A 24,099-nucleotide genomic window follows, 5' to 3' on the forward strand; every position below is an offset into this window, starting at 1 on the left:
GCGGTCCACACCGTGATACAACAGGTCTGCTCAGCTTGTGCCTCGAGCATAGCGGCCGGAAGGGGTGGGACGTGGACAAGGAAGAGCACTTCGAGTTGCTTCGGGAGAGCGCGGCCGAGGTGCAGGAGTTGCAGGACCACCTCCAGAAGATCCGCAAGCAAGAGGCCGAACTTCAGGCGGACCGAGTCGCCACGCTCGAGAAGCTCAAGAAGGCTCGTAAGGCACGGCTCACGCGGATAACCGCGGCGATCGAGGACAGGGTGCCGAAGGCTCAGGTCGCACGGGAGCTGAGCATGGATCGGACCAACTTGTACAAGCTGTTGGACGGGAATGAGGATGCCGCCGAAGCTACGGCCGAGTGAGCTCGATCCCTAGGCGTAATGGTCTGACGGTCAGCCGTTTGTGTGCCCAACGAGCTCACGTCAGAGAACCAGCATCACACTCTGCGCCTTCCTTCCCATATACGGCATGATCTCGTCACGCACTTACGGCGAACCTGAAATCGGGCGCGCAGTAGCTTGATCTCGTGGCGAAGCTGGCGCGTCGCTGGCCTCCCGCATTCCCGCCTGCGAAAACCCTGTGATCTGTCGAATTGGGTTTCAGTGCTCGGCGCCTAGGTTTCACGGCTTTCCGCTGCGCGTCTTCCTTAGTCCCAGCTGGCGCTTGATCTCGCTGTCGAGAATGAGTTGGTCAGGAGTGCCGTTGAATTTTCGGACAGTGTCGAGAAGCGTGCGGTCCCGGCGCCCGGTGAGTTTCGGCTCGATGAGATCGAGAAGCTCGCCCCACTTCTCTTTAGAGAGAGCGTGCTGGAGGCGACTGGAGATCGCGCTGTCAGTGAAGGTGCGCAGCGCGATTCCGGCCTGAACGGTGTCGAACTTGCTGATCAGGTCTTTGTATATGGGATCAGCAGCCCAGGATGCACCATGTCCGTTGGTGAGGAACACGTATACGAGCTGGCGAACATAGGTCGTGTTGAATCCGTTCGGGACCTGGCCGTGTCTTCCTGCCAGCGCTTGAAGCCTGCGGGCGGCCGAGGGCTCGTTGGCGAAGTTGTTCCAGCTTTCGTGAGTGGTGATGAGGTCATCGAGCGCCTGGGAAAGCTCGGCCATGCGCTCGGTGTCGGCCAGATAGGCGGTGCCGTCGACGAGATCGAGCAGCTCCCGGGCGCGCGTGGCCCGGTCGGTATCTCCATTGGCTCGGAATCGAGCGAGCTTGACGCCGAAGTCAATGCGTTTGTCCTCGTCGACGTACGGCCAGAGTTCTGGCCAGAGCTTGCGAATGTTGTCCTGTGCGTCCGGACTCGCGTCTGGTGGGTTGTAAATCCCGAACAGGCCGGCAGCGAGGTTATCGGCCTGGTCTGGAGGGAGGTTGTCGAAGGACGCCGCGGCGATGTCCACTTCGCTCTGGGCCATGCGCTTCGTCTTGATGTTGTGCAGCAGTCGACCGATCTCGGCGACTACGGTCCCGTGCGGCAAGGTGATGACCTCGCGGATGCAGGTCTCCAGCCAGGCCACCAGACTCAGTCCGCTTAGAGAAACCTCGGTCGGGTGCGCAGAGCTGGCGTGGTTGCGCATGTACCGGATGTGGTCGAGTTGCTTATAGCCGACGTCGCTGATCAGCTGGATCTTACTCGCTGCCTCCATCAGCTTGGAGTCGTCGAGCTTAGGCAAATCCTCAGGGGTGCGCAGGCCCCTGCGCTTGGTGGGGTCAGGCTCGGCGAGGTCGAAGAAGTACTCGACATCGAAGGCGGCCACCCGCTTGCGCAACTCGCTGATCGTCTCGTCCCAGAGATAAGTCAGCGCGGCGTCGAACAGCCCAACCGACGCGGCCATCATCATCTTGGAGATGTAGGAGGCGCGGCCGCGCTGCTCGTCATTGAGTTTGTCGAGGGCGTCCTCCGCGTTGCGTAGCAGCCTCTCCCGTTCCCTGACATCGACGATGATGCCCTCGGTAGGTAGTCCCAACCGGTCGATGGAACTAAGCATGAGGCTCTCGAATGCTTCGAGGTCCTGGCGTGCGGCTTCGACCGCAGCGCGCGGGGTCACTCGAACGATTTGACCGGAAGCTGGCTGACCTGTCCCGTCTGCATCACGATCGCTCATGTCGATGCCCTCCAAGTAGGTGACGATCACCAGATCGTCGACCTCTGGACCGTCCGTTACCAAAGTGCGGCTAGAAGCTGAGGATTGTGACCTTGTTGTGTCATGTTCGTATGGCCAACCAGGCTGCAGCTGATTGGCCATACGATCACGTTGTACGAGGCCACGCTCCGACGGCGGGAGAGTGTTGGGGCCGACCCCTCAATCAACACCATCCGATCAAACCTCAACAATGCATGATCAAGCTATCGTGCTGTCGCTCGGGTAGTGCCGAACATCCGCTCATCGGCATGAGAGTGCATTCGCTGCGGTTCGGAATCTGTGCGGCGTTCCGTAGCGTCAGGCGGCTCGCCCGCGGCCAGTCGGTGCAGGATAGTTAGACGTGGAAGCTCCTGCACCGAGCGGGATCAGGCGTACTTCGCCAGTACGTGACCACTTAGTGCTCCGTTGGCACCTGCCGGGAGAATTGGCCGGGGTCGACGCTGGGGAATGCCACTTCTCCTCCGGTGATCGCGGCCCAGATCGCCAGCAAGGCCATGACCAACGTGAGCGCCTCTCCCCATCGCCCGCGCATGTTGGACAGGCCGACGTACATCAGGAACTTCTCTACACGGCCTGGAAGTGCGCGCTGTGGGCGGTCAGCCGGCGGCGAGGCGAAGTCAAGTCGCAGAGCCACGAACAGCATCACAGACGTGAACAACATGACGTCGACCAGTGGTACCCAGTTCGCGACACCGTTCGATGCCCGGTTGACCAAATACTGCCCAACCGGAGCGACGGCGTAAGCCAGCAGGATGGGCACCGTTTTGCTCAGCCAGCGGTTTCCGGGCAGATGCCGCCAGGCGAGCCCCAGAGCCGTAGCGGCCAGCAACCACTTCGCGAGTTCCCACGCGATGGTGTCGAGCACGTCGAGCACCACGGAGTCCTGCTGGTTGATTGACAGCATCGGATAGACGACCCACTCGGTGATGAGCAGTCCGGTGCCGGCGATCAGCGACGGCACCGCAGCGAACCTGACTGCCGTCCGCATGTTCTCCGTTGGTGATCCGCCAGGCCCGGCGGCCACAAGTGTGTGCGTCGGGTTTGGTTTCCTGTCGCCCGCAGCCGAGTTGTCCGGCACGGGTGGCCTGTGCAGCCGTGTCAGCAGCCAGAACAAGGCGAGTGCGACACCGCCGAGGGGCCAAGCCCACCACCAGACACCCCAGAGGTGAACGTCCCACCACATCGGACCAACTGCGAACAAGGCGATGGCGACCGGCATCGGTGACTTCGCGCTGTCCTGGAAGGAATGCATCGCATGACGCCACACCGCCGCTGCTCCGACCAGCAGTGCCAGCCACGCGGTCTCATCGAGCAGATCCAGCGGGTAGTAGCGGTAGAGCTCAGTGACGGCGCGGTCCACCTGACGAAGACCAAGCCACTGCTGACGTTGGTTGTTCACCCACGCAAGCCCCACCCTCTCCAGGATAAGCACGGCCGCACACAACGAGCCCACACCCCACAACCAGAGAGGTGTACTCGTCTGCTCCCGCAAAAGGGTGAGCAGCGCCTTGCCCACCCAGATCACGAACAGCAGGGTGATGATGAACGCCAGTACGACACCGGCCATGTCGGCCCACCAACGGCCAGCGATCTCCCGCCTCGGGAACGCGAACAACAACGCGTTCAGGCCGGCGGCGTACAACAACAGAACGGCAATACGTGGCACTCGCCAGTGCAACGCTGCCAGGGCCGTGACGGCGAGCAACGCCCCGTTCGCGGCCCAGCCGAAGTTGGGCCAGAACTTGGGATGCATGGGCGGCAACGCGTCCAGGACCGCCTGTGTACCGGCCATGAAGACCAGAAGAGGCAAGTAGCGCGTGGCTCGGCCTGCCGGTGATTCGTACCGCCTTTGGCCCCGCGGGATCCGCAGAACCCAGCGGATGTACAAGGCGAAGACAAGAGCGGACAACCAGTAGGCGCCCCACGCGAACGGTTTGTGCCAGCGGTCGGCGGCCACCGCGGCGAACGCGGATTTGGTGTCCGGTTTGAGCTTGGCGGAAACGACCACGTGGCTCATATCAGCACCCGTCTTCCCGTCGCGTGACGCTGCGGGGACGGAGGATGGCCACCGAAGTTGGGTGGTGCTGACCTCCACCGGATTCGACGGCCACGGACCCGACAACCAACCTTCTGGCGCGCCCAGTGTGACGTCCCATTGGGCGAATCGCAGACCCCAAGGCGCGTCGATCGTCAGCAACCACGGCTGACCACTGGTATCGACGTCGATTCTCGCCAGGTCCGCCCACACCACGTTTGTGTTGAGCACGTCCGCATACGAATGCTGTGTAACAACGACTGCTCCGTCACGAGTCACAACCTTCGGAGGGCTCTGACGCACCTCCAACGGACTGCGGCTGTCACCCAGCAAACAGGCGAAAGCGGCTCTGCCCGTCTCGCTGCTAGGCCCGGTGAGCAGAAACTCGGATCCAGGCGTCGAGCGTGGGACGGTGATCTCCAGGTCACTGGTGACGCGCGGATAGTCCAGCCCGGCCACGTCGAGTTGGACGCGTGCGGTGACCTTGGCCTGCCGGAAGGTTCCGTTGTCGCACTTCAGGTTTTGCGGGATCGAGGGGTTGGGCGTAGTGGCGAACCAGGAGACTCCGCCAATAGAGGCTCCTCCTGCCAGCAAAACGAACAGTGCGGCCCAAGCCCACCTTGGCCGCCATGCACGTAGACGCCCCCACGCCACGGACACCGCACGGTTCAGTGGCGATGGCAGGAGCAGGAACTCAGGTTCCCGGCGTTGAAAGGTCAGGCCTGCGAGCAGCTTCTGTGTCAGGCCGAACTGTCCAGGTTCCGACTTGGCCCGCGCCTTGCGACGCGAAGACGGCGCCACCAAACGACCTCGTTTCGACAGGGACGGACAAGCGGCCGCCGTTTCCGAAGAAGCCCTTAGCGGCTCCGTACGGTCGTCGTGGCGTCACCCCTCAGCATCGTCATCAGTCACGGAACGTTACGGCGACCGTGGAGTCCAGGGAATATTGCCGATGAATGAAATGCCGATCGCTCGGGCAGTACGGAGCACTGGAGTGTGACGATGCTGCGACGTGGCTCCACATGGTTCGCAAGTAACGGTCCGGCGCCCTGAAGCGACACCGCATTGGTCACCTTGGTCTACGTCGGAATCGCGGTAGCTGATGGTGCGTGTGGTGATACGGGGGCTTCTGGTGGGCCTGGGCGTCGCCGCGTTGGCGTGGGGTTGGTCGGCGTTGGTGAGAAGGCTGGGACGCAGTCCGAGACAAGGAGCGGCGATGAGCAGCAGCTACTCGAACACGGACAAGGTGACTTTGCTCGCGGCCGCGTATCAAGCTGAGCGGTCCGACAACGCGACGATCTTCACCAATACGCTGGCAGTGCTCGGTTTCGCATTGGCGTACGTGGCGGCAGTGCTCGGCTTCGTCAGCACGGCGACCACGCTGCACGGAGTCCTACTGGCGTTCGCGCCGATGCCGGCCTGCGCTCTGATCGCCTACCACCAGGCGATGGTCGGCATGAACGGGGCGCGTGCGGCCGCCGCCCACCGCATCGAACGGATTATCGTCACGATTATCGATGATGACGCACTGCGGGTCCGAGTCGCGCCATCGCAGAGCCGATGGCAGCGGATCACATCGCCCAAGCCGCTTGCGGTCGGAGAGCCCAAGTTCGGGATCGGCCTGGGAGAACAGTTCCTCGACCCTGGCCATGCATCCAAGGTCCGAGCGCTTGCTGCTGGACTCACCTACCTCTTCCTGTTGCTCGGCACCATTGCGTTCACTGCCTTCGTGCTCACGAAGGCAGCACAGAACGACGCGGGCGCGTGGGCCGTGTGGGGAGGCGCGGTGTGCTCGGGTCTGTTGATCCTCATCGCCGTCTGGAACCTCGCCCTCAACGGGAAACGGCCGGAAGTGAAGCGCGCGGAATCTGTCTGACGCACGTTCGTGTATGCCCCGCGTCAGGGAGCTGTTCGGTGCCGTTGAACGGTGGTTTGGTGCAGTTGGGCACAGTTCAGGTCGATTCAAGGATTCTTTCTGAGCGAACTACGGCATCGATGCCGCGCTGACCTGCGGAAACAAGACTCCTGCAGGTCAGCGCGGGTCCGTTTAAGTCCATTGAGGACCGTTCGGGCATGTTCAACACACGGAGTTACTCCCACTCCGTGCTCCCAAAGCCTCATCGGGTCTGTCTCGCGTCTGAGGCCGGCGTGCACGCCCCGCGGCATGAGGGAGCATTCGCTGCGGAGCGGAATTTCTGGTGCAGGTGTAGCACTATGCGGCTGAATCACGACTAGTCCGTGCGGATGGTTGTGCTGTGGCGTAGCGCAGGGGGCTTTGTGGTTGGTCGTGGGCGCAGTTGGTGGTTGGCGGCTGCTGGTGGTGCGGCCGTGGGTGGCGTGGTGATGTGGGCGGTGTTGCGGTTCGGTCTGCTCACATGGCTGGGCGATGAGGAGAGCAAGACTCGGCTGGTGGTGGAGGGGTTGAGCTGGGTCGCGGGTATCGGAGGTCTGCTGGTCGGGGCGGCGGCGTTGATGGTCGCGGTGCGGCAGGGGCGTGCCGACGCTGTCGGAGCCCCTGTTGTCGCTGAGCCAGGGCCCCTGCAGACGGGCTCCGATCGAGGCGTAGTCATCAACGGTGGTGTGTCGGGTGGTTCCGGTTCGGGTTCGACGGTCGGGGTGAACTTCGGGCAGGTCGGCGCGCCGCCGGACCCTTCGCCACCGGCGCGGGGATAGGCCGTCCCGCGCCGGGGACATCTGCCGGGCCGGTGGCGATCGAAGGTGGAGTGAGCAGCATCGTCGGTCCCGCTGTGGGTGTTGTGCAGGGCGACTTGGTGCTCATTGGCTCAGGTGCGCCGGCGATGGAGTCGCTCTCGGCGGTGCCGGGTGTGGGTCGCGTCTCAGCGGAGCCTGGCGTGTTCGTGGGCAGAGTGGAGGAGCTGGCACGGTTAGAGGCCGCCGTGGCCGGATCTGACGGCCGCGCGGTGGTGATCGCGGTACATGGCTTGGGCGGGGTGGGCAAGAGCACCTTGGCCGCCAGATTTGCGGAGCTGAACGCTGACCGGTTTTCACCGGTGTGGTGGCTGACAGCGGATTCACATGTAGCGGTCGACACCGGGCTGGCCGAGCTGGCCGCTGCGCTGGCACCGGAGACAGCGGTGTTGCCGTCGGAGCAGAGGACAGAGCTGGGCGTGCGATGGCTGGTGACCCATGATGACTGGTTGCTGGTCTTGGACAACGTAACCAGCCCACAGGATGTGGCAGGGTTACTGAAACGAGTGCGTACTGGCACAGTCGTGATCACCAGCCGTCAGCGCTATGGGTGGCGAACGGTGCAGGCGGTGCCGCTGGACGTGTTGTCCGAATACGAAGCGGTGGAGTTGCTTACCCGGATCGTACTTTCGGACTGGCCCGACGCGGACCTGACCGACGCGGACCGGTTGTGCACGGAGCTCGGCCTGTTGCCGCTGGCAATTGAGCAAGCTGGCGCCTACCTGTCCCAGACCCGCACGAGCCCTGCCGCGTACCTCAAGTTGCTGGCGCGGTTTCCGGCGCGGATGTTCACCGTGACAGCGGAGGGTGGTGACGCGCAGCGGACGATGGCAAGGGTCTGGCATGTAACCCTCGACCTCCTGGCTGACGCTGAGGTCACGGGGCAGGTGTTGCGGCAGCTGGCGTGGTTCGCCTCGGAAGGCATCCCGCGCGCGCTGCTGGCTGGTGCTGTGGAGGAACCGGAGCTCTCGGAGGCGCTTGGCCGCTTGGCGGCCTACAGCATGATCACCCTGACTGCTGACACAGTCGCCGTCCATCGCCTGGTTCAAGCCGTCACTCGCACACCCGACCCTGCTGATCCCCACCGACAGCTCGCCGACATCGCCTCTGCACGCGACACTGCCACGACCATCTTGGCCACCGCCCTCGTTGGAAGGCGCCCGAACAATCCTGCCGACTGGCCTGTCTATCGGCTGGTCTTGCCCCATGCGCGGATTCTGCTGGAACACACCACGTCCGATACCGACACCACGCAGACCGGCTGGCTCCTCAACGAACTAGGCCACTACCTCGACGAGCAGGGCGACGTGACCACCAGGATCGCCTACTTCATCCGCGCCCGCGATAGTTTCCAACGTCTCCTCGGCCCTGATCACCCGGACACGCTGTCTTCGCGAAACAATCTCGCGCGTGCTTACCGGTCGGCGGGTGACTTGGACCGGGCGATCACCTTGCATGAGGCCACTCTCGCCGATCGAGAGCGGGTGCTGGGATCTGATCACCCGAACACGCTGACCTCACGGAACAACCTCGCGAGTGCTTACGAGTCAGCGGGTGACTTGAACCGGGCGATCACGTTGTACGAGGCCATCATCGTAGATAGTGAGCGGGTGCTGGGATCTGATCACCCGGACACGCTGACTTCGCGGAACAACCTCGCGGGTGCTTGCGAGTCGGCGGGTGATCTGGATCGGGCAATCTCGCTGTACGAGGCGAATCTCACCGACATCCGGCGGGTGCTGGGATCTGATCACCCGAACACGCTGGCTTCGCGGAGCAACCTGGCCTACACCTACCTGTCGAAGGGTGACCTGGATCGAGCGATCTCGCTGTACGAGGCCATCATCGTAGATAGTGAGCGGGTGCTGGGATCTGACCATCCGAACACGCTGACTTCGCGGAACAACCTCGCGGGTGCTTACGAGTCGGCGGGTGATCTGGATCGAGCGATCTCGCTGTACGAGGCCAACCTCGCAGACAGCGGGAGGGTGCTGGGATCTGACCATCCGAACACGCTGACATCGCGGAACAACCTCGGGAACGTCTACCAGTTGGCGGGTGACCTGGACCGGGCGATCACGTTGCACGAGGCCACTCTCGCCGATCGAGAGCGGGTGCTGGGATCTGATCACCCGAACACGCTGACCTCACGGAGCAACCTCGCGCGTGCTTACGAGTCAGCGGGTGATCTGGATCGAGCGATCTCGCTGTACGAGGCCACTCTCGCAGACAGCGAACGGCTACTGGGATCCGACCACCCTGTAACCAAGGCCGTTCGCGCGAACCTCAACAACGCGCGATCGACGTGAACTGTCGCCGCATCGTAGTAGCGGAACCGGCTTATTGCAGCGCCGAACTTCCGCTCATGGGCATGAGGGTGAGTTGGGATCGGGGAACTGTCCTCGATACTTGATCAGGTGCTCATCTCGTGGTCCTCTGCGCGCGGAAGCGGTCAAGTGTGCGCGGAAGCTACAGCACATCACCTGCAGTTGGCCGGGATGCCGCGAGATAATCGTCCCCGCCCCAACGGAACGGGCTGATCTGTACGGGCTGGCCAAATGTCGGAGCGTGAACCATCTGTCCGGCGCCGAGGTACAGGCCGACGTGGTGGACATTGATCGGCGTGCCGTAGAAGACCAGGTCTCCAGGCATGAGTGGTTGGCCGGCGGGCACGAGCGGACCAGCTTCATACTCCGGTTGGGTCGTTCGAGGGATGACGATGCCCGCAGCACGGTAAGCCGCCGTGACGAGACCTGAGCAGTCCCAACCGGTTTCGCCGTTGCCACCCCAGACATAGGGCTCGCCTAGCTGGGCACAGGCGAACGCGATTGCCTTTGCTGCGACAGCGTTCGGTGCTTGGATGTTGTTGCAGTCGCCGGTGCCGGTCATTGCGTCGCCGTACTTCTTGGCCTGCGCGAGCACGTCGTTGACGTACCAGTCCGCGTGGTTGTAGGCCCAGATCGCCTTGCGGATGTCCTTCTGGGCGCCGGAATCGCAGAGGTAGTAGGCGGCGGCGTGGATCGCGTCGTGCTTGTTCCACGGTGAAGGCGGCTTCTGGCCACCTGGCGGAAGCGGGTGCCGGGCAATGACACCGTCGAATGTGGGCTGGAGGAACTGCATCGGCCCTCGTGCGCCCGCGTAGTTCTCGGTTCCGTTCGCGACGCCAGCCAGTGGGCTGCGGCCGTGATCGCTCTCGATCTTGCCGATGGCGGCGAGGATCGACCAGTCCAGACCGGGACATGTCGGGGCTGCTGCCTGGTAGAGCGCGAGGTAGTCGCCGGGGATGTCGGCGAGTGCTGCCGTGCTCGGCTGGGTGCTGCTGTTGCTGAACAGCCCTTTGACCATGACCTGTCCGATTCCGCCGAGCAACAGAGGCAGGGCAACAACTACCGCGGCGACGGTGATGGCGATCTTCACGGGTCACCTCCCGAAGTTGCTGATGGGCAGCGGTGGTGGAAGAGGCTGCGGAGCGGCTAGCGCACTTGGCGCCTCGCCAGCGGGGACCGCAGGCGAGACCGGTGCCGCCGATGGAGCGGCCTGAGGCCAGAGCTGTGCCAGCTCGGCGAGCCGTAGGCGGCCCGGTCGTCGTGAGGCGGAGCCGGAGATCGGGAGCCACCTGGCAGAGGCCGGATCGAGTTCGCCCGCGACGTCCGTGGCACTGGTAGCCACCGGCACGAGTGCAGGGTGGTCGAGCTGGGCAAGCGCGGTGGCGAGTGCACCGCGTGCGCTGGTTTCGCGGCGGTTGGTAGGTAGCCACACAAGTACCGGGGTGCTGATTCCCGTAGCGGTCGCGAGCTTTTCGTAGTCGTGGAGCTTGCTGCTGAGGATGGCGAGAGCCTCGGTGCCGAAGTCGAACTCCAGGAAGAACTCGATCTCGCGCTCGTCTTCGCGCCAGCGACCGTAGGCGTCGGGGCGAACCATGTCGCCGAATAGGCGCATGCAGCGCAGCTCAGACCACCACGCGGTCAGGCGGCCGTTGGTGCTCGGCTGTTGGCTGAGCGCTACCAGGCTGGTGAAGAAGCCGTTGACCCCGACGGTGTGGGCCAGGCGCAGGGAGTACGCGAGCCCTATGGCGTCTTCGTGTCGGTAGCCGATCTTCTTCGGGTCCAGGCCGTCCTCGTAGGCGAGAGCTGCCGCGCCGGCGATGTCGAGCACGTAGTGCATCGGCGCGGCGCCCTTGCTGACGAACGGTTGGAAGCGGTCGACGACGCGCCACGTGAACAGGTCGCGCAGGCGGTGATTGGCCGCGCGCTTGCTCGGGTAGCAGAGTTCGATGATCTGCTTTGAGGTGAGGACTTTGTGCTCGTAGAGCATCCTGGCAAGCCACCGGTCACGTGGCGTGAGCCGTCGGGCCAACTGGGCGTGGTGTTCGCCGGTGGTGGCCGCTCGCGGCGTGGGGCGTTGCGGCATGTGCCCTCGCAACGCTCGTTGAGGGGTGGGGTTCGAGATCATGGAACGCACCTCCCATGCGTGGAGGGACTAGGCAGCGCGGCGTGGATCCACAGTGGACGACTTCGGTTCGACGGCATCTGACATCGGAGGGCGCGTGTTCACCCTGGCCGCCTTGCGAATGGCTTTGGCGCGTCCGGGAATGGCCGGCCTGAGCTTCTCGGTCACCGCGGTGAACGCTGGGGTCTCCTCGCCGCCGACTACGAGGCGGGCTGCGACGTGGTAGACGCCGAGGTTTGAGAGGTCGTGTTCGGAGAGCCTTGGCATGGTGTGCCTCGCGAGGCGCCTGGCGTCTTCCGGTGAGACGTTGAAATAGATCTTCGATCGAGCGTTTGTGCTGATGCCCTCTTCGAGTTCCTTCGTGAGCTGGTTCATGTACTGGTGCGCGAGGCTGGTGGACAGCTTGTAGGCGCGTGCCTCGGCGAGCATGTCTTCCGCCGGATAGGGCAGGTTCAGGAAGTTGTGGCACTCGTCGATGTACAGCCCGCAGTGCCGTCGTTGGCGCTTGGGGATGTTGGCGCGGCGAGTGGCGGCCTGCCAGGTGCGTGCGACGACGATCGAGCCGACCAGTTGTGCGGTTTCCGTGCCCAGAGCATCGCGTGCGATGCGGACCAGGCAGATTCCGCCGTTGTTGAGCACGTCGTCCATATCCACGGTGGATTCGCCGCCGGCGATGGCCGCACGGACGAAGGGCCGGAGCAGGAAGCCGCGGACCTTGTTCATCAGTGGTGCGATCACCTGGGCGCGGTTGGCTTCGGAGAGGTCGTCGTACCAGGTCCAGAAGCCTTTGAGTACCTCGTCGTCGATGTGGTCGCGTGCGCGTTGGCGGAATGCCTGCACGGTGAGCAACTTGGGCAGGTCGACCAGGGTCGGGGTACCCGGCATCGCGGTGAGAGTGAGCAGGCTTGCGCGCAGGATGTCCTCGGTACGGGGTCCCCATGAGGACGCGTAGATGCGAGAGAAGATGCTGACCAGGTTGTCGACTGCGCGGACCTTGTCCCTGCCGTCCAAAGGATTGAGCACCGGCGGGCGGGTTTTGGAGTCAGCGTCGAACAGCACGACCTTCTCGCCGAGTTCCTCCGGTAGCCGCATCAGGATGTCGGAGACGAGGTCGCCCTTGGGATCGATGACCACGACGCCGCGGCCGGCTTCAGCGTCGGCCAGGATCATCTGGGCCATGAGTTCGGACTTGCCGGAACCGGTGGCGCCGAGCAGGTGGACGTGGTGCGCTGCGTCCGCGACGTGCAGGCCGACCGGACGCGAGTGACCGGAGTCCGAGCGCCCGATCGGTTTGATGTGCTCGCCGACGTCGGCGATTCCTGGCGGAGGCGGTACGGCCTTCGCTCCGGCCCGTTGCAGTCCTGGAGTGGCCTCGTCGATCGGCAGGTGCGCGAGTGCTGCAAGCTCGCGGATCGAGAGCAGGTCCCCCTTGCCGAATCGGCGATCGGCCAGGGCGGCGGCTGGTCGGCGGAGCCGGGCTCGGCGGTAGTAGTTGTGCTCGGAGTAGGCGGCGAACGCCGAGGCGATCGCATGCCCGCGGCCACGCAGAACCTCCCGCGCAGCTTGGACTTCGCCCGCGGTCGCGTTGTCCGGCACGGTCGTGGTCACCGCGTACCTGATGCGGGTCTCGAACTGGTTCGCCCGCAACTTCTCGACAACAGCGCGGTCTTGAGCTGCGTACTCCAGGCCGGCCTGCCGGTCGAGGCCGTGGATTCGAGTCCTCGGCGACGACTTCGGCGTCTTGCCCGGCGTGACGAGGTCGAGGAGTCGACCGATCAGGTGTGGCGATCCTCCTGCGTGCACGCGCCGGGCAGCTCGCCGCGCTTTAGCTACGCGGTGGCCGGCGACGGGTCGGGCAAGGACCTGTACGCAGGCCTTCTCGTGCGGTCCGAGTCCGACCGGGGCGCCGAGGAGCGCTCGGATCGGATCCACAGGGTGTTCGGTGCGGATCGGCAGAGCCTCGGCCCGCGCGAGTCGGAGCTCACCGCCGACGGCTTCGGCTTTCCGGCCCGCTGCGACGTCAGGGATCGACTTCGCGGGCGAGGTCCGGGTGTGGGCGCCGGGCCAGGCGGCCTCGATCGCGCGCTCGACCATGCCGGGCGGCACGAGGCCAGGCACCCAGAACTGGATCTGGACGCCGTCCGCGGTGAACGTGAGCTCGAAGGCGAGGTGTGGCTGGCCGGAGAAGCGGCGCAGCCACCCAGGCCTGAGCAGCCCGACCAGGTTGGACCACAGGGTGAGCGCGCCGGACGGGTCGACCGTGGGCGGAGCGAGCACGGTGATCAGGCGGGCGTCGCTCATCAGCCGCTGGTGGTACCGGCGTTGCCAGCGACGTCGCGCGAGGATCAAACCTGTCAACGTGATCACGAGCGCAGGGCCGACGACCGGGCCCCAAGTCAGCACGAGTTCGCGCAGGTGCATCACTGCGCGCTGGAACGCACCCAGTGGGTCGCGCAGATAGTCCTGGACGGGCGAGAAGTGGCTGGGGGAAAGGGAAAGCACGAGACCTCCCGTGGAGCGGTCGGAGGGAAGCTGTCAGGCCGCATCAGCCAGCCCGGTGTCGTTGACGACCAACCGCAGGTGACGACGGTGCCGCGACGCGGTGCGCTCGGCGTCCACTTCGGCCTGCAATTCGGAGAACCGGCGTCCAGCGAGCCGCTTGAGGAAGGCCGGAATCCGATTGGCAGGAACGCCAACCAACTGCGGACCGAGCACCGCGAGCAGGTCGCTGGCCTCTTGAGAAGACCAGCCGGCTTCCGCGATCGCGGCCTCGTCCGGGAACACATCGGCCACGCGGTCGACGACCGGATTCAGCGCGAAGTCCTGCGTCCCGCCGTACGAGAAGACCCACAGGAAGTTCGGCGGTGGACTCGGCTCGACAAGGCGGCGGAACCGGTCGACTTCCTTGCTGTAGGCGTAGAAGTTGGTGTCCGGTCGAGCGCGGCAGATGTGCAGCCACGCCTGGAGGTATGCGTCGGAGAAGAAATCGCCGCTGTCGTGGATCCGGACCCACGCACCGCGGAACTTGGCGGCACCCAGCTCGGCGACCATGGCGAGCTCCCAGCCGGGCAGGTCGTCGAGGACGAACATCAGGTTTGCTTGGTGCTTGGTGCGGACGACGGGCCAGGTGTAGGTGCCGTGACGGGCGTAGCAGGCCTGCGCGCAGACGCCTGCGCTCGGGCAGGTGTTGTAGGTGCGGCCGTCCGGAAGCCGACCGGCCCAGGCCGGCAGCGACCAGTTCCACGCGCCGATCTGGCGCATCTCGCGGTTCTGTGTGAGAAGCCGAGCCGGCCGACGACCGGCCTCGGGCAACGAAGCAGGCATGGGTGTCCCCTCAGAGCGCTAGGCGGCGTCGAGCTCGACGAACGCGGACTCGATGTCCGCTGCGGTGCTGGGCATTTCGGCGACTTCTGCCGGGTCCGACGTGACCAGGTAGTGCTCGGCCGGTGAGGCGATCGCCTGGAAGGCCACCCGCTGCGTTCCGGTGCTGAGAAGCCCTTGGCCGCGGTCGGCGGACAACAGGAACTGGCGTTCGCCCAGGGAGAGGTTGAAGACGCTGCAGATCTCGTCGATCGCCTGCGGGGACTGCCGCAGCAGAATCTGGGTCGCGGCGTTCGCGACGACCGCCTTGCCCAGATGGGACGCCAGGAGGTCAGGAGTGTCCTGCGTGATGGCCACGAGACCGGCCTTGTGCTTCCTGAACGTTTTGGAAGCGCGGAACAGGAACTCCGCGCCCGCACGCTCCTTCATCAACAGCCACGCTTCGTCGACCACCACCAGCCGTCGTTTGCGGATCGCCGGGTTGGAGACCTGCCGCCACACTGCGTCGAGTGCCAGCAGGGTGCCGATCGGCTTGAGCTCGTCGGACAGGTCCCTCAGCGCGAACACCACCAGGTGACCTTCGGGACGCGTCGTCGTCGGCCCCGAGAACAGACCGGAGAACGAGCCGGAGACGTAAGGCTCCAGCCCTGCCGCGAGCTGGGTACCGCCTGTTGCCTCGAGGATCTTGGCGAGGTCGGCCAGCAGCGGTGCCGAGCGCGTCCAGGTCCGCGGATCCGAGGTGATGCCGACACGTTGGTAGGTAGCGGCGATGGCCCGGTCCAGCACGGCTCGCTCGGCTGCTTCCAGTTCGCGGCCCAGCAACACCGCGACCACGGTGTGCAGGAACAGCGACCGGCGGACGAGCGCGTCGCGGGGCGCGGTTCGGCGGCCGTCCGGGCGGGTGTGGATCGGCAGGTCCATCGGGTTGAGCCGGACCCCTTCGGCACCGAGACGGATCTGATTGCCGCCGACGGCCGCTGCCAGCCGCCCGTACTCGTCTTCCGGGTCGATGACGTGTACTTCGATCCCGCGGTACAGCGAGCGCAGCAGCTCCAGCTTCACCAGGTACGACTTGCCCGCGCCGGAGCGACCGAGGATCACCGAGTTGTGGTTGTCCAGCGCGAACCTGTCGTGGTGCACGAGGCCCTGGCTGCCGATGTTGAACCCGTAGAGCACGCCGGTCGGGGCACCGACCGAGGTCGGGTCCGGTGGTGGCAGATCCGGCGAAGTGAACGGGAAAGCCGATGCCAGTGCGCTGGTGTCGAACGTGCGGCGCATGCCGATCAGGTCCAGGCCCATCGGCAGGCTGGTGATCCAGCCCTGCAGGCTCCGGTAGGTCGTCGGCTTGCAGTCCAGCAGCAACGACGCCGCGAGCGACCGGACCGCGGCTACCTCGTCGCCGAGCGCCTCTTCGGTCGGCGCGTGCACGGTCAGGTAAAGCCCGAACCTGTACAGCTTTCCCTCACCGCGGGCGACCCGCGCGGACAAGTCGTAGGCGTCCTCGGTGGCCGCCTCGACCTGTGGGTCGAGCAACCGTCCCTTCTCGCTGGTGTGCCGACGTCCGGACTCCAGTTTGGACAGTTGCTTCTTGAGCCGGTTGGCTGCGGTGACGGGATCGATCGGCTCGATGTGCAGCGAGACGTCGACTCGGCCGGGGTAGGTGAGCAACGGTTGCAACCAACCGGGATGGACCTCGCGCGGGTAGCCGGTGACGGCGAAGGACGCGAGCCACTCACCACCGACCTTCAACGAGCGAGGGTGAACGGAGACGGCATCCGGGACGAAGGCGCTGGTCTTGGTGTTCATCGGCCGTACCTCTCGGCGGTGTCGAAGTCATCGGGGTCCTCGGCGGAGTCGTCCCACTCAGGCTCGGGCGCGGTGGTGATGACGTCGTCCGAGCCGGCCAGACCGGAGTTCGGCGGAATCAAGCTGTCGGGGTCGCACGCCGAGGCCAGCACGCCGGTGGCTTGGCCGGCATCCAGCGGGGTGACCACGATTCCCGCAGGGGAGAGCAGCTCGGCAGCCTCTCCGAGGCGGCGCGCGAGCCTTGTCTCTGCGGCTCGCCGAGCAGCCTCGTCCACCACGTTGGTTCGCTTGGAGGCCTTGCGTTTGGCCATCAGCGCCGTGAGAGGGGAGCCACCGCCAAGGCCGTCTGTAGGACCGATGAACAGTGGTTCGCGCAAGATCAGCAGAACCTGACGACGGAGCAGCTCAGTCGCTCGGCCGAGCTGGTCGAGGTACTCGGCGTGCTCGAACGCTGCCTGTTCCAGCGCGGGGTGCGGCAGACCTCCTGCCTGTTCGCGGAGCTCGACGATCTGACCTGACAGGTCTAGTCGCTCGGTGCGCACGAGCACCTGAACCGGGGCGGTGAGGGAGTGCAGGTACCGGCCGAACGAGGCGACGAGCGACTCCTGCTCGGTGTGAGTGCGCAAGCTGAAGTTGACCGTGGAGCACACGGCGACGACCGCGACGCCGTCCTTGCCGAGGTCGATCACGCCGGTGTCGGCGACGCCCTCGGCCGGAAGTCGCAACGCGGCGGGCGACGGCATTGCGGCATCGCCCAGCCACTCCGGAACGTCGTGGATGCCTTCGGGTGCCGCGACACGGTGCCGTGGGTTCGTCCGCTGTCGCAACGCCGCCAGCGCCAGCCGATCCAGGGTGACGCCGTCGCGCTGACCGAGCGCAAGGAACGCGGCCGTGGCGCCGATCGGGATGGCGACGATGAGGAACACCGCCAGCGGCACGAACGAACGCGTGACCGTGTACGTCGCGTACAGCACGATCCCGGTGACGGAGACGATGAGCAGCTGCCGCGCGGTGAGTGGGCCGAGCACCCGGTCCGCGCGATCGACGTCCGAAGGAATTCTGACTGGCTGACTCATTTCCCTTCACCTCCTGGTGGCTTTGGTGCGCGGAACACCGGCGGTGCAACGGAGTGGGTGCGCCGACGGGCATCGCCGATGCGCGGCGCGGGTTGCGCTTGCCGGAACACCGGCGCGGACGGCGCGGCTGCCGGCTTGGGTGTTGGCGCTGCCGGAGGCGGCTGATTTGCCGGGCGGAACTGCAACTGCGGAGGCACGGAGGCCACGCGGACCGGCCGAGCCACCTTGGGTGCGGTCGTGCGACGGCGAGGTCCACCGGCGACCTGGAACTGCGGAGAGCTACCGGGCTTGGGCCCTCGCCGGGGTCGAGTCATGGGTGCGTCCGGGGCGGCGGCTGAGCTGAACTCCGCCTGCGTCGGTCCGAGCGTCGCCGGTACGACGGCGGGATCGTGGATCGTCTGCTGGGGTTGGGGTTGCAGGAACTTCGGGAGCTGGGATGGCACTCGCGGCCGACGGGCGGTCCGCAAGCGTTCCGCGTCGTAGGACTCCTTGAGGCGTTTGGCCACCATCTCCGGAGTCGAGGCGAAGCGAGGTTGCGCCGGCCATGGAGGATCTGCGGCCGCGGTGCGGCCTGTTGTGCTGCTCGACCGTGTTGCCGCGCGGGCTCCTACTGCAGCGGCGCGGCCACCACCGACGAGTGCCATCGCTTTGCCGAACGCGAACGCGTACGCCAGGCCACCGAGGAACGAGCGACGTCCGCCTCCGACTCGCACCTGGTTCATGACCCAGGTCGGGATCTTCACCAGGATCCAGATCAGCGCGATGAGGACGATCAGGTTGATGATGCCGTCTGCGGTCGGCATGCCGAAGAAGTTGAAGCCGCCTGGCTCCAGGAACACTTTGAGTGCCACGACCAGCGCAAGGCTCTGTCCAACCTGGATGCCGAGTACACCGGCACCAGACCGCCAGAACCAATGCGCGACGCCCTCCAGCTGTGGCAGGCCGTGGCACATGAGCGCGAGCGGTGCTCCAGCCAGCAGGATGGCGGTGAGCCCGACCCGCACGACGTAACCGACCAGCAGCCCGATCAACAGGATGGTCAGCGCGAGCGACAACAGCCCGGCGAACAGACCGCCGTCGACCATAGACCGGGCCACCAACGCCACGAACAGTTCCGAGATCGCCTTGCCTGACGTTTGCGGATCCAGGCTGTCGCCGAGCACCGCCATCGACGTGGCGTTGGCGAACCTGATGGCCTGATCACCCAGCAACAAGCTGAGGTTGGCGGCGATGAAGCCCACGACCACACGGGGTGCGATCTCGCGGAACGTGTAGCGCGTCTGGATGCTCTGGTGACCCATGACCAGGATTCCCGCGAGCAGCACCAGCAGGGAGTAAGCGGCGACGACGAACAGCCGGGACTGCTCCCAGATCTCGCCGATGCGTGGCAGCTGGTCGAGCGTCGGCGTCGACAGGAGAGTTTGGCCAAGCATGCTCAGCAACCAGTTCAGGGACTCGCCGACCAGCAGGTTGATGAACGACGAGAAGCCCTCGTTCACGCACGCCGACAGGTTTGTGATGCCGCACTCCGCGCGTTCAGCAGGAGGTTGCTGCGGGCTGATGGTCGGAGGCGGCGTAGTGGTCGGCGCCGATGAGGGCGGCGTTGAAACGGTCGGAGGCGCGGTTGGCGTTGGCGCGGTGGGTGTTGGTGCGGCGGGCTGGGCGGAGGCAGTCACGGCGAGCGCGCCTAGCAAGCTGACGACGATGCACAACACCAGCAAGCCCGCGCGCCACCGACGTCCCTTTGCCCGGGGCGGGGTGATGACGGCCATCGTCAGGCACCCACGATCCCTTTGAGGATCTCGACGACCAGCGGCGCGAGGGCCGCCAATCCGTAGCCCCATCCCGCGGACCTGAACGCGGACTTGGCCTTCTCGACCTCGCCGGGGTCGTTGCCGCCCACGATCCAGCGAGCACCGCCGATGGACAGGAACACCGTCGCCAGGCCGGCGAGGATCCCCATGATCCAGTTGCGGATGTTGTTGAGGACCTCGTCGACCGACTTGGCCAACGCGACGACCATCGTGTCGGCGCCGGCTGCCGAAGCGGACGCCAGCAGTACGAGGACTACAGCTCCCGCGATCACCGCGATGCGCGACCAGTTCGTCAGCGTTGTCGACTGTGGACCGTCGCCGACGAGAGCTTTACTTGACCTGCTTACAGTGGCGGAGAAACGATCGATCAGGCGCATTGGGACCCCTCCGAAGGCCGGGATGAGTGCGGGTGAGTCCCGCATCCCTGAACTCCGGAATTCGTGTCCGTTTTGGACACGCGACCCTGAACTGTCTGCTCCGTATCGCCTTCGACGGCAGCCACGGAGGGTGACGGGCGCGGCAAGTCGCGGGCTGGTCGGACTGTGCGCGCGAGGGCTACCGAGGCAGCCACCTGGTCAGTCAGCGTGTCGGTCGGATCGGCCTCGGCGACGGCCTCGCGGAGGTAGTCGACAAGCCTGAGCTCGGCGCGCTTGCGCGTCTTGTAGACCGCCCACTCGCCGATCTCGTGTTGCGCGGCCCAGTCCGCGACGGACACGTTCTCCAGCCGAGTCGCACCGATCAGCGCCGCCTCGGTCTGGGTCAGGACTCCGTCCGCGACCGCACGAGCGAGCACCAGATCGGGATGCCCCCAAGGAGCGTGCGGCGGTGCCGATCGGAAGCCCGGCGCAACAGGAGTCGGACTCGACAACGCCTCGGAAAGTGCGTCGTGACCAGACCGGTAGGCAGCCCACCGCAGCCGCAAGATGATCCGCGGAGGACGCAGGTCGATGGTCGACAACGCGGCGAGGAAGCCACGCAAAACCTCCGCGTGAACGTCAGCTGGGTCGCCGGCGAACCGGTCCGACAACGTGGCCGCTACCGAGGTCAGTGCGGGCAGCGCAACCCCCACTGCCGCGACGGTCCAGGTCGCTCCCTCAGTCCTGGAGCGCAGCACCAGGTGCGCCCACACCGCGTCCCGCGTCGCCTGCGAACAGCGGCGTGCCAACAGCCGGTCGCGGACCTCGTCGAGCGGGATGTTCCGGTTAGGAAGCTCCGTGAAGAGGCGGCCGTTCAGCGAGACCGGATGCGGCCCGGTGACAAGCCAGTTGAATGCGTCCCGCGCGATGTCCAACGAGTTCGTGGTCATGTCTTGACTCCTGCAACGTCGATGCGAACAGCAACGACGTCAGGAAGCCATGAGTGATACCAAGGAAATACCAAGCCGCTACTAGATAATGACCAGTAGATTCTCGCCAGCCTACCAACTATCTGCTATGCGGGTTCGCGAGTGTGTCTTGGATCGGAGCCCTGCTGGGGTGGTGAACTGCGAAGTTAGTAACCTGCTAGTACCTCACGGTCGGCTCATCGGCGACATCTTGTAGCCCGCGAAAAGAATATTGCAGTCGGGTCGGGCAAGTGAAGATTGGATGCGGGGACAAAAACTTGCTGAGCATGTCCAAAAAGAAGCGCAAAAGCGGAGTTAAGGGGTGTCGGAAAACGCGCCACCATCCGTCGGAGGAGATACACGATGACTCCAGCACACGGAAACGACTCCGCTGAAGGCGACTCGGCGAGCCTCGACGACACCCACCCCTCGCCTGCCCCGATTCCACTGCGGCCTACCCGGCGAACACGCCGTCGGCGCGGCCTGCCGTTCGCGCTTCGCCATGTCGTTCCCGGACGTCCGAGCACCGTCTGGCCGTGCGCTCAGGACGACCTCTGCGAAGGCACAGGCTTGCTCGCAAGCTGGTTGCTGACCGCAGTCGTGAAGATCGTCACCACCTACTCCCAGCCCGGCCAACGAGTGCTCCTGCTCGAACCCACGACCCACCTCTCGGCGTTCGGACCGCACACGGCAAACGACGGCCACGGGCAGTCTCGACCCGGCCCGTACGCCGGACTGCACGAGGCTGGTTGGACGGTCATCCGACTGGGCCGCGGCGTACAAACGCAGACCGCTGTCGCACATACAGAGCAAGTAAGCGAACACCTCCGCTGGGAGTCCGAAACCGGACCGATGGAGTCCGTCAACAGTCCGACCACCGACCACCTCGTCGCACCATCGCCGTACGCGAACTCCGAACCGGATCCAGCTCCGAGCCGACCCAGTCCGGACGCGTACGACCTCGTCATAGCGGCGGCAGAACCGGCCACCCTCGACCGGCTCCGACCGGCTGACTGGAGCAGCTTGCTCACCCCGGCCGGCATCCTCGCCGTCATCACTCACGGTGATCGCTCTGGCAACCGACTCGTCGACCCAGCCAGCTCGTTGGTGCGCGCTGCCGACCAGGCAGGGCTGCGCTACCTCGACCGAATCGCGTTGTTGCGCGCACCCGTCCGTGACACAGCACTCGCCGTCGCGGCGCCAACCAGCCACACCTGTTCGCACACCGCGACGCGTCCGTTCGCAACACCTGTCCGGCACGTGCAGGTGCACGACGACCTCCTGGTGTTCACCCGCAAGCTGACTGCGGATGGACAGGTGAGCTCCGATGCCTGACCACCTCGAGGCTCCTTTGTCGGTCTGGCTGACGGGACAGCGCTATCCGTTCGTACAGTCGCGTGCAGCCGGTTACGTGCCTGGTACCGAGACCGACACAGAGCGAATTCCACCCGCTGTCGCCGCACATGCAATCGCGACTTACACGCGCCCTGGCGACCTCGTCCTGGATCCGGACTGCGGTACGGGCACCGTGCTGACCGAAGCACTGCGGGCAGGACGACACGCACTCGGACTCACCACCAACAACCGATGGTGGTCGCTCGCTCGCGCCAACGTCACCGCCGCAAAGTCTGCAGGTGCCTGGCGCGACGGCTCCGTACTCGACGCCCGCCCGAAAGTTCTCGCGACAGCCCGCGCGGCCGGACTGACCGGCAGAGTCGGTCTCGTCCTGACCGCCATGCGCACGGTCTCGGACCGCCCGAACAGTCCGAACCACGATCCGGTCGAACTCGCCAGGACACTGCGCTGCTGCGAACCGCTTTTGCGCACTGGCGGGCACGTTGTGGTCGTCGCGCGCCCTCACCGGCACTCGGACGGTTCACTCGCAGACCTGACCACCCAGGTCATCGCGGCAGGCACTGCGGCGGGGCTGACACCGGTCGACCGGTGCGTCGCGCTGACCGCGGAGTTGCGTGGTGGCCGGCTGATCACGCGAGCCGCGCTCGCCGAGCGGCGTGCAGCTCGCGCCACCGCCTCGCCAACCTCGCTCGTGGCCCACCACGAAGTGCTCGTCTTCCAGTTCGCCCACGACGCCGAACTTGCTGCCGCGGCAGTCTGCGGTGCCGACGCTTTCAATCTGTTGGACGAGATGGCGGGACGTCGTTGTGACCTCGCTGCGTGAGATCGTCCTTGGCGGCACCGACGTGACTGTCGGCTCGCTGTGCACGGGCTACGGCGGTCTTGATCTCGGCTTGCTCGCGGCTCTCGGCCGCGGACGAATCGTGTGGGTTGCCGACAGCGACCCACACGTCGGCACGATCCTCGCTTACCGCATGCGAGAGGTGCCCAACCTCGGAGACGTGCGCCAGATCGACTGGTCCTCTGTGGAACCGGTTGACGTTCTTACCGACGGCTTCCCATGTCAGGACATCTCCGCTGCCGGAAGGCGGGCGGGCAGTGTTGCTGCTCGCGTGCGAACGCGTGATCCCGCCGTTCGATTGCGCGCTGTTCGCCGACACGCGGTGGGAGCCTCGTGCTGTCTACGCGAACCTGGAGCGGTTGGCCGATCACGCCGAGCGCGCCGGCATACCGGTGCGCATCGTTTCGGCGGGCGACATCCGCACTGACGCTCGACCCGCACCAAGCGCCGACTCCGGCGACCAGCCGTCGCCCTGGGGATGCCGACTCTGAACGGAGGACCTCCAGGGAGGGTCACTAAGTCAATCGGCTGCAACGTTGCACTCATCAACAAGGCGGGCAAAAACACTGAGCGTGGCGAGCCGTTCGAGGGCGATCTGCTCGTCCCATTCCTCGTCTTCATGCGAAGCGGGATTGCGGATGACCCAGATGCAGCCCTGGCCCAGTTGGAGGGCTCCACGCTGTCGGCTTTGGATGCTTTCGTCAGTCGGATCACCTGGCAGACGCAGGCGCGGCTTACCTGGTTCGGGCGCACGGTCGGACAGCACGTCCTGGATCAACTTCACGTCCGAGAGGTCGCGTCGTCCAACCTTCTGCTGCAGCTTGGCGTTGATCGAGGTCGCCGCCGCTTGGACAGCCTGACGAAAATGTTGGGACGACCACAAAGTCTTCGCAGAGTCCCACACCCAAGGATGAAACTTGTCTGCGGACAAGCTAGGGGAGTCCGGAGCGAGCCGGATCGCCCATTCGCCACGATCAAGTGCAAGACCGAGGCAGCGCTCTGCCTGTGCCTTCGCTTCGAACTCGGGAGCCTGGTTGTCCTCCATCCACTCCAGCGTGAACCGTTCCGCCAGCGAAGGCGCCATCGCGTTCATGATCGCTCTGACGGTAGCCTCTCGCCTCCGCAGCGCGGGCATGCAGTCGTTCATCGGCCGAAGCTCCAAGGACTCTTCACACAGCTCGATGAACTCCTCAAGCTTCTGCTGAATCCAGTCAATGTCCACGAGCG

The 24,099-nt window shown here is 65.4% G+C and carries 19 protein-coding genes and 1 pseudogene; 8 read left to right on the plus strand and 12 right to left on the minus strand.

The features are described 5' to 3' along the window. Positions 1-71 precede the first annotated feature (71 nt). Positions 72-362 (plus strand): hypothetical protein, encoded by a 291-nt coding sequence (locus DFR72_RS24940; protein ID WP_090066894.1) that lies wholly within the window; start codon positions 72-74, stop codon positions 360-362. A gap of 258 nt (positions 363-620) precedes the next feature. On the opposite strand, the gene DFR72_RS24945 is transcribed toward DFR72_RS24940, so the two are convergent. Both DFR72_RS24945 and DFR72_RS24950 read right to left on the minus strand, forming a co-directional pair. Next, positions 621-2,132: a hypothetical protein gene (locus DFR72_RS24945; RefSeq protein WP_211335522.1), complete on the minus strand. Its 1,512-nt coding sequence runs from the start codon at positions 2,130-2,132 to the stop codon at positions 621-623. A gap of 403 nt (positions 2,133-2,535) precedes the next feature. After that, on the minus strand, positions 2,536-4,977 hold the full coding sequence (locus tag DFR72_RS24950; protein ID WP_143086767.1) for a DUF6185 family protein: 2,442 nt from the start codon (positions 4,975-4,977) through the stop codon (positions 2,536-2,538). 415 nt (positions 4,978-5,392) lie between these two features. On the opposite strand from DFR72_RS24950, the gene DFR72_RS24955 reads away from it, so the two are divergent. The 3 genes from DFR72_RS24955 (at position 5,393) to DFR72_RS24965 (ending at position 9,194) form a co-directional block, all read left to right on the plus strand. Continuing rightward, entirely contained in the window at positions 5,393-6,052 is a 660-nt protein-coding gene (locus DFR72_RS24955; protein ID WP_090066896.1) for a hypothetical protein, read from the plus strand. Positions 6,053-6,504: 452 nt separating this feature from the next. Beyond that, complete coding sequence (locus DFR72_RS24960; RefSeq protein WP_090066897.1) at positions 6,505-6,849, plus strand: hypothetical protein; 345 nt, start codon at positions 6,505-6,507, stop codon at positions 6,847-6,849. Between the two features lie 50 nt (positions 6,850-6,899). After that, positions 6,900-9,194, plus strand: coding sequence for a tetratricopeptide repeat protein (locus tag DFR72_RS24965; RefSeq protein WP_211335523.1), 2,295 nt, complete (start codon positions 6,900-6,902; stop codon positions 9,192-9,194). A gap of 160 nt (positions 9,195-9,354) precedes the next feature. Here DFR72_RS24965 and DFR72_RS24970 read toward each other — a convergent pair whose 3' ends face one another. The 9 genes from DFR72_RS24970 to DFR72_RS25010 all read right to left on the minus strand — a co-directional run bounded on the left by DFR72_RS24970 (position 9,355) and on the right by DFR72_RS25010 (position 20,657). Then, entirely contained in the window at positions 9,355-10,302 is a 948-nt protein-coding gene (locus tag DFR72_RS24970; protein WP_245983473.1) for a C40 family peptidase, read from the minus strand. Positions 10,303-10,305: 3 nt separating this feature from the next. Beyond that, entirely contained in the window at positions 10,306-11,337 is a 1,032-nt protein-coding gene (locus DFR72_RS24975; RefSeq protein WP_090066898.1) for a replication-relaxation family protein, read from the minus strand. A 27-nt stretch (positions 11,338-11,364) separates the two neighbouring features. Next, positions 11,365-13,755: a type IV secretory system conjugative DNA transfer family protein gene (locus DFR72_RS24980; RefSeq protein WP_177224580.1), complete on the minus strand. Its 2,391-nt coding sequence runs from the start codon at positions 13,753-13,755 to the stop codon at positions 11,365-11,367. Positions 13,756-13,869: 114 nt separating this feature from the next. Beyond that, the gene (locus tag DFR72_RS24985; protein WP_170176385.1) at positions 13,870-14,658 is read right to left on the minus strand and encodes a GP88 family protein; all 789 of its coding nucleotides are present in this window, start codon (positions 14,656-14,658) and stop codon (positions 13,870-13,872) included. Positions 14,659-14,676: 18 nt separating this feature from the next. Further along, a complete protein-coding gene (locus DFR72_RS24990) occupies positions 14,677-16,461 on the minus strand; it encodes a VirB4 family type IV secretion system protein (RefSeq protein WP_090066901.1) in 1,785 nt (594 codons plus the stop codon). Further along, positions 16,458-17,537 (minus strand): PrgI family protein, encoded by a 1,080-nt coding sequence (locus tag DFR72_RS24995; RefSeq protein ID WP_090066902.1) that lies wholly within the window; start codon positions 17,535-17,537, stop codon positions 16,458-16,460. The genes DFR72_RS24990 and DFR72_RS24995 overlap by 4 nt, the downstream gene beginning before the upstream one ends. Next, positions 17,534-19,309, minus strand: coding sequence for a TrbL/VirB6 family protein (locus DFR72_RS25000; RefSeq protein ID WP_143086768.1), 1,776 nt, complete (start codon positions 19,307-19,309; stop codon positions 17,534-17,536). Before DFR72_RS25000 ends, DFR72_RS24995 begins: the two co-directional genes overlap by 4 nt. Before the next feature lie 2 nt (positions 19,310-19,311). Next, on the minus strand, positions 19,312-19,728 hold the full coding sequence (locus tag DFR72_RS47760; protein WP_342768671.1) for a pilin: 417 nt from the start codon (positions 19,726-19,728) through the stop codon (positions 19,312-19,314). Further along, positions 19,719-20,657, minus strand: coding sequence for a hypothetical protein (locus tag DFR72_RS25010; protein ID WP_090066904.1), 939 nt, complete (start codon positions 20,655-20,657; stop codon positions 19,719-19,721). Before DFR72_RS25010 ends, DFR72_RS47760 begins: the two co-directional genes overlap by 10 nt. An 870-nt stretch (positions 20,658-21,527) precedes the next feature. On the opposite strand from DFR72_RS25010, the gene DFR72_RS25015 reads away from it, so the two are divergent. From DFR72_RS25015 to DFR72_RS47130, 4 genes and pseudogenes are all read left to right on the plus strand, one after another. After that, positions 21,528-22,010 carry a hypothetical protein gene (locus DFR72_RS25015; RefSeq protein WP_090066905.1) on the plus strand — a complete coding sequence of 161 codons (483 nt, stop codon included), beginning with the start codon at positions 21,528-21,530 and terminating at the stop codon, positions 22,008-22,010. Further along, positions 22,003-22,854, plus strand: a complete 852-nt coding sequence (locus DFR72_RS25020) for a DNA methyltransferase (RefSeq protein ID WP_090066906.1) — start codon at positions 22,003-22,005, stop codon at positions 22,852-22,854. The genes DFR72_RS25015 and DFR72_RS25020 overlap by 8 nt, the downstream gene beginning before the upstream one ends. A 22-nt stretch (positions 22,855-22,876) precedes the next feature. Then, a pseudogene (locus DFR72_RS47125) lies at positions 22,877-23,074 on the plus strand (DNA cytosine methyltransferase); the annotation flags it as partial. A gap of 55 nt (positions 23,075-23,129) precedes the next feature. After that, positions 23,130-23,363 (plus strand): hypothetical protein, encoded by a 234-nt coding sequence (locus DFR72_RS47130; RefSeq protein ID WP_245983522.1) that lies wholly within the window; start codon positions 23,130-23,132, stop codon positions 23,361-23,363. Between the two features lie 29 nt (positions 23,364-23,392). On the opposite strand, the gene DFR72_RS25030 is transcribed toward DFR72_RS47130, so the two are convergent. After that, entirely contained in the window at positions 23,393-24,094 is a 702-nt protein-coding gene (locus DFR72_RS25030; RefSeq protein ID WP_090066907.1) for a TIGR02391 family protein, read from the minus strand. Positions 24,095-24,099: the final 5 nt, after the last annotated feature.

Source organism: Lentzea flaviverrucosa, from assembly GCF_003350445.1.
GTDB lineage: Bacteria > Actinomycetota > Actinomycetes > Mycobacteriales > Pseudonocardiaceae > Lentzea > Lentzea californiensis.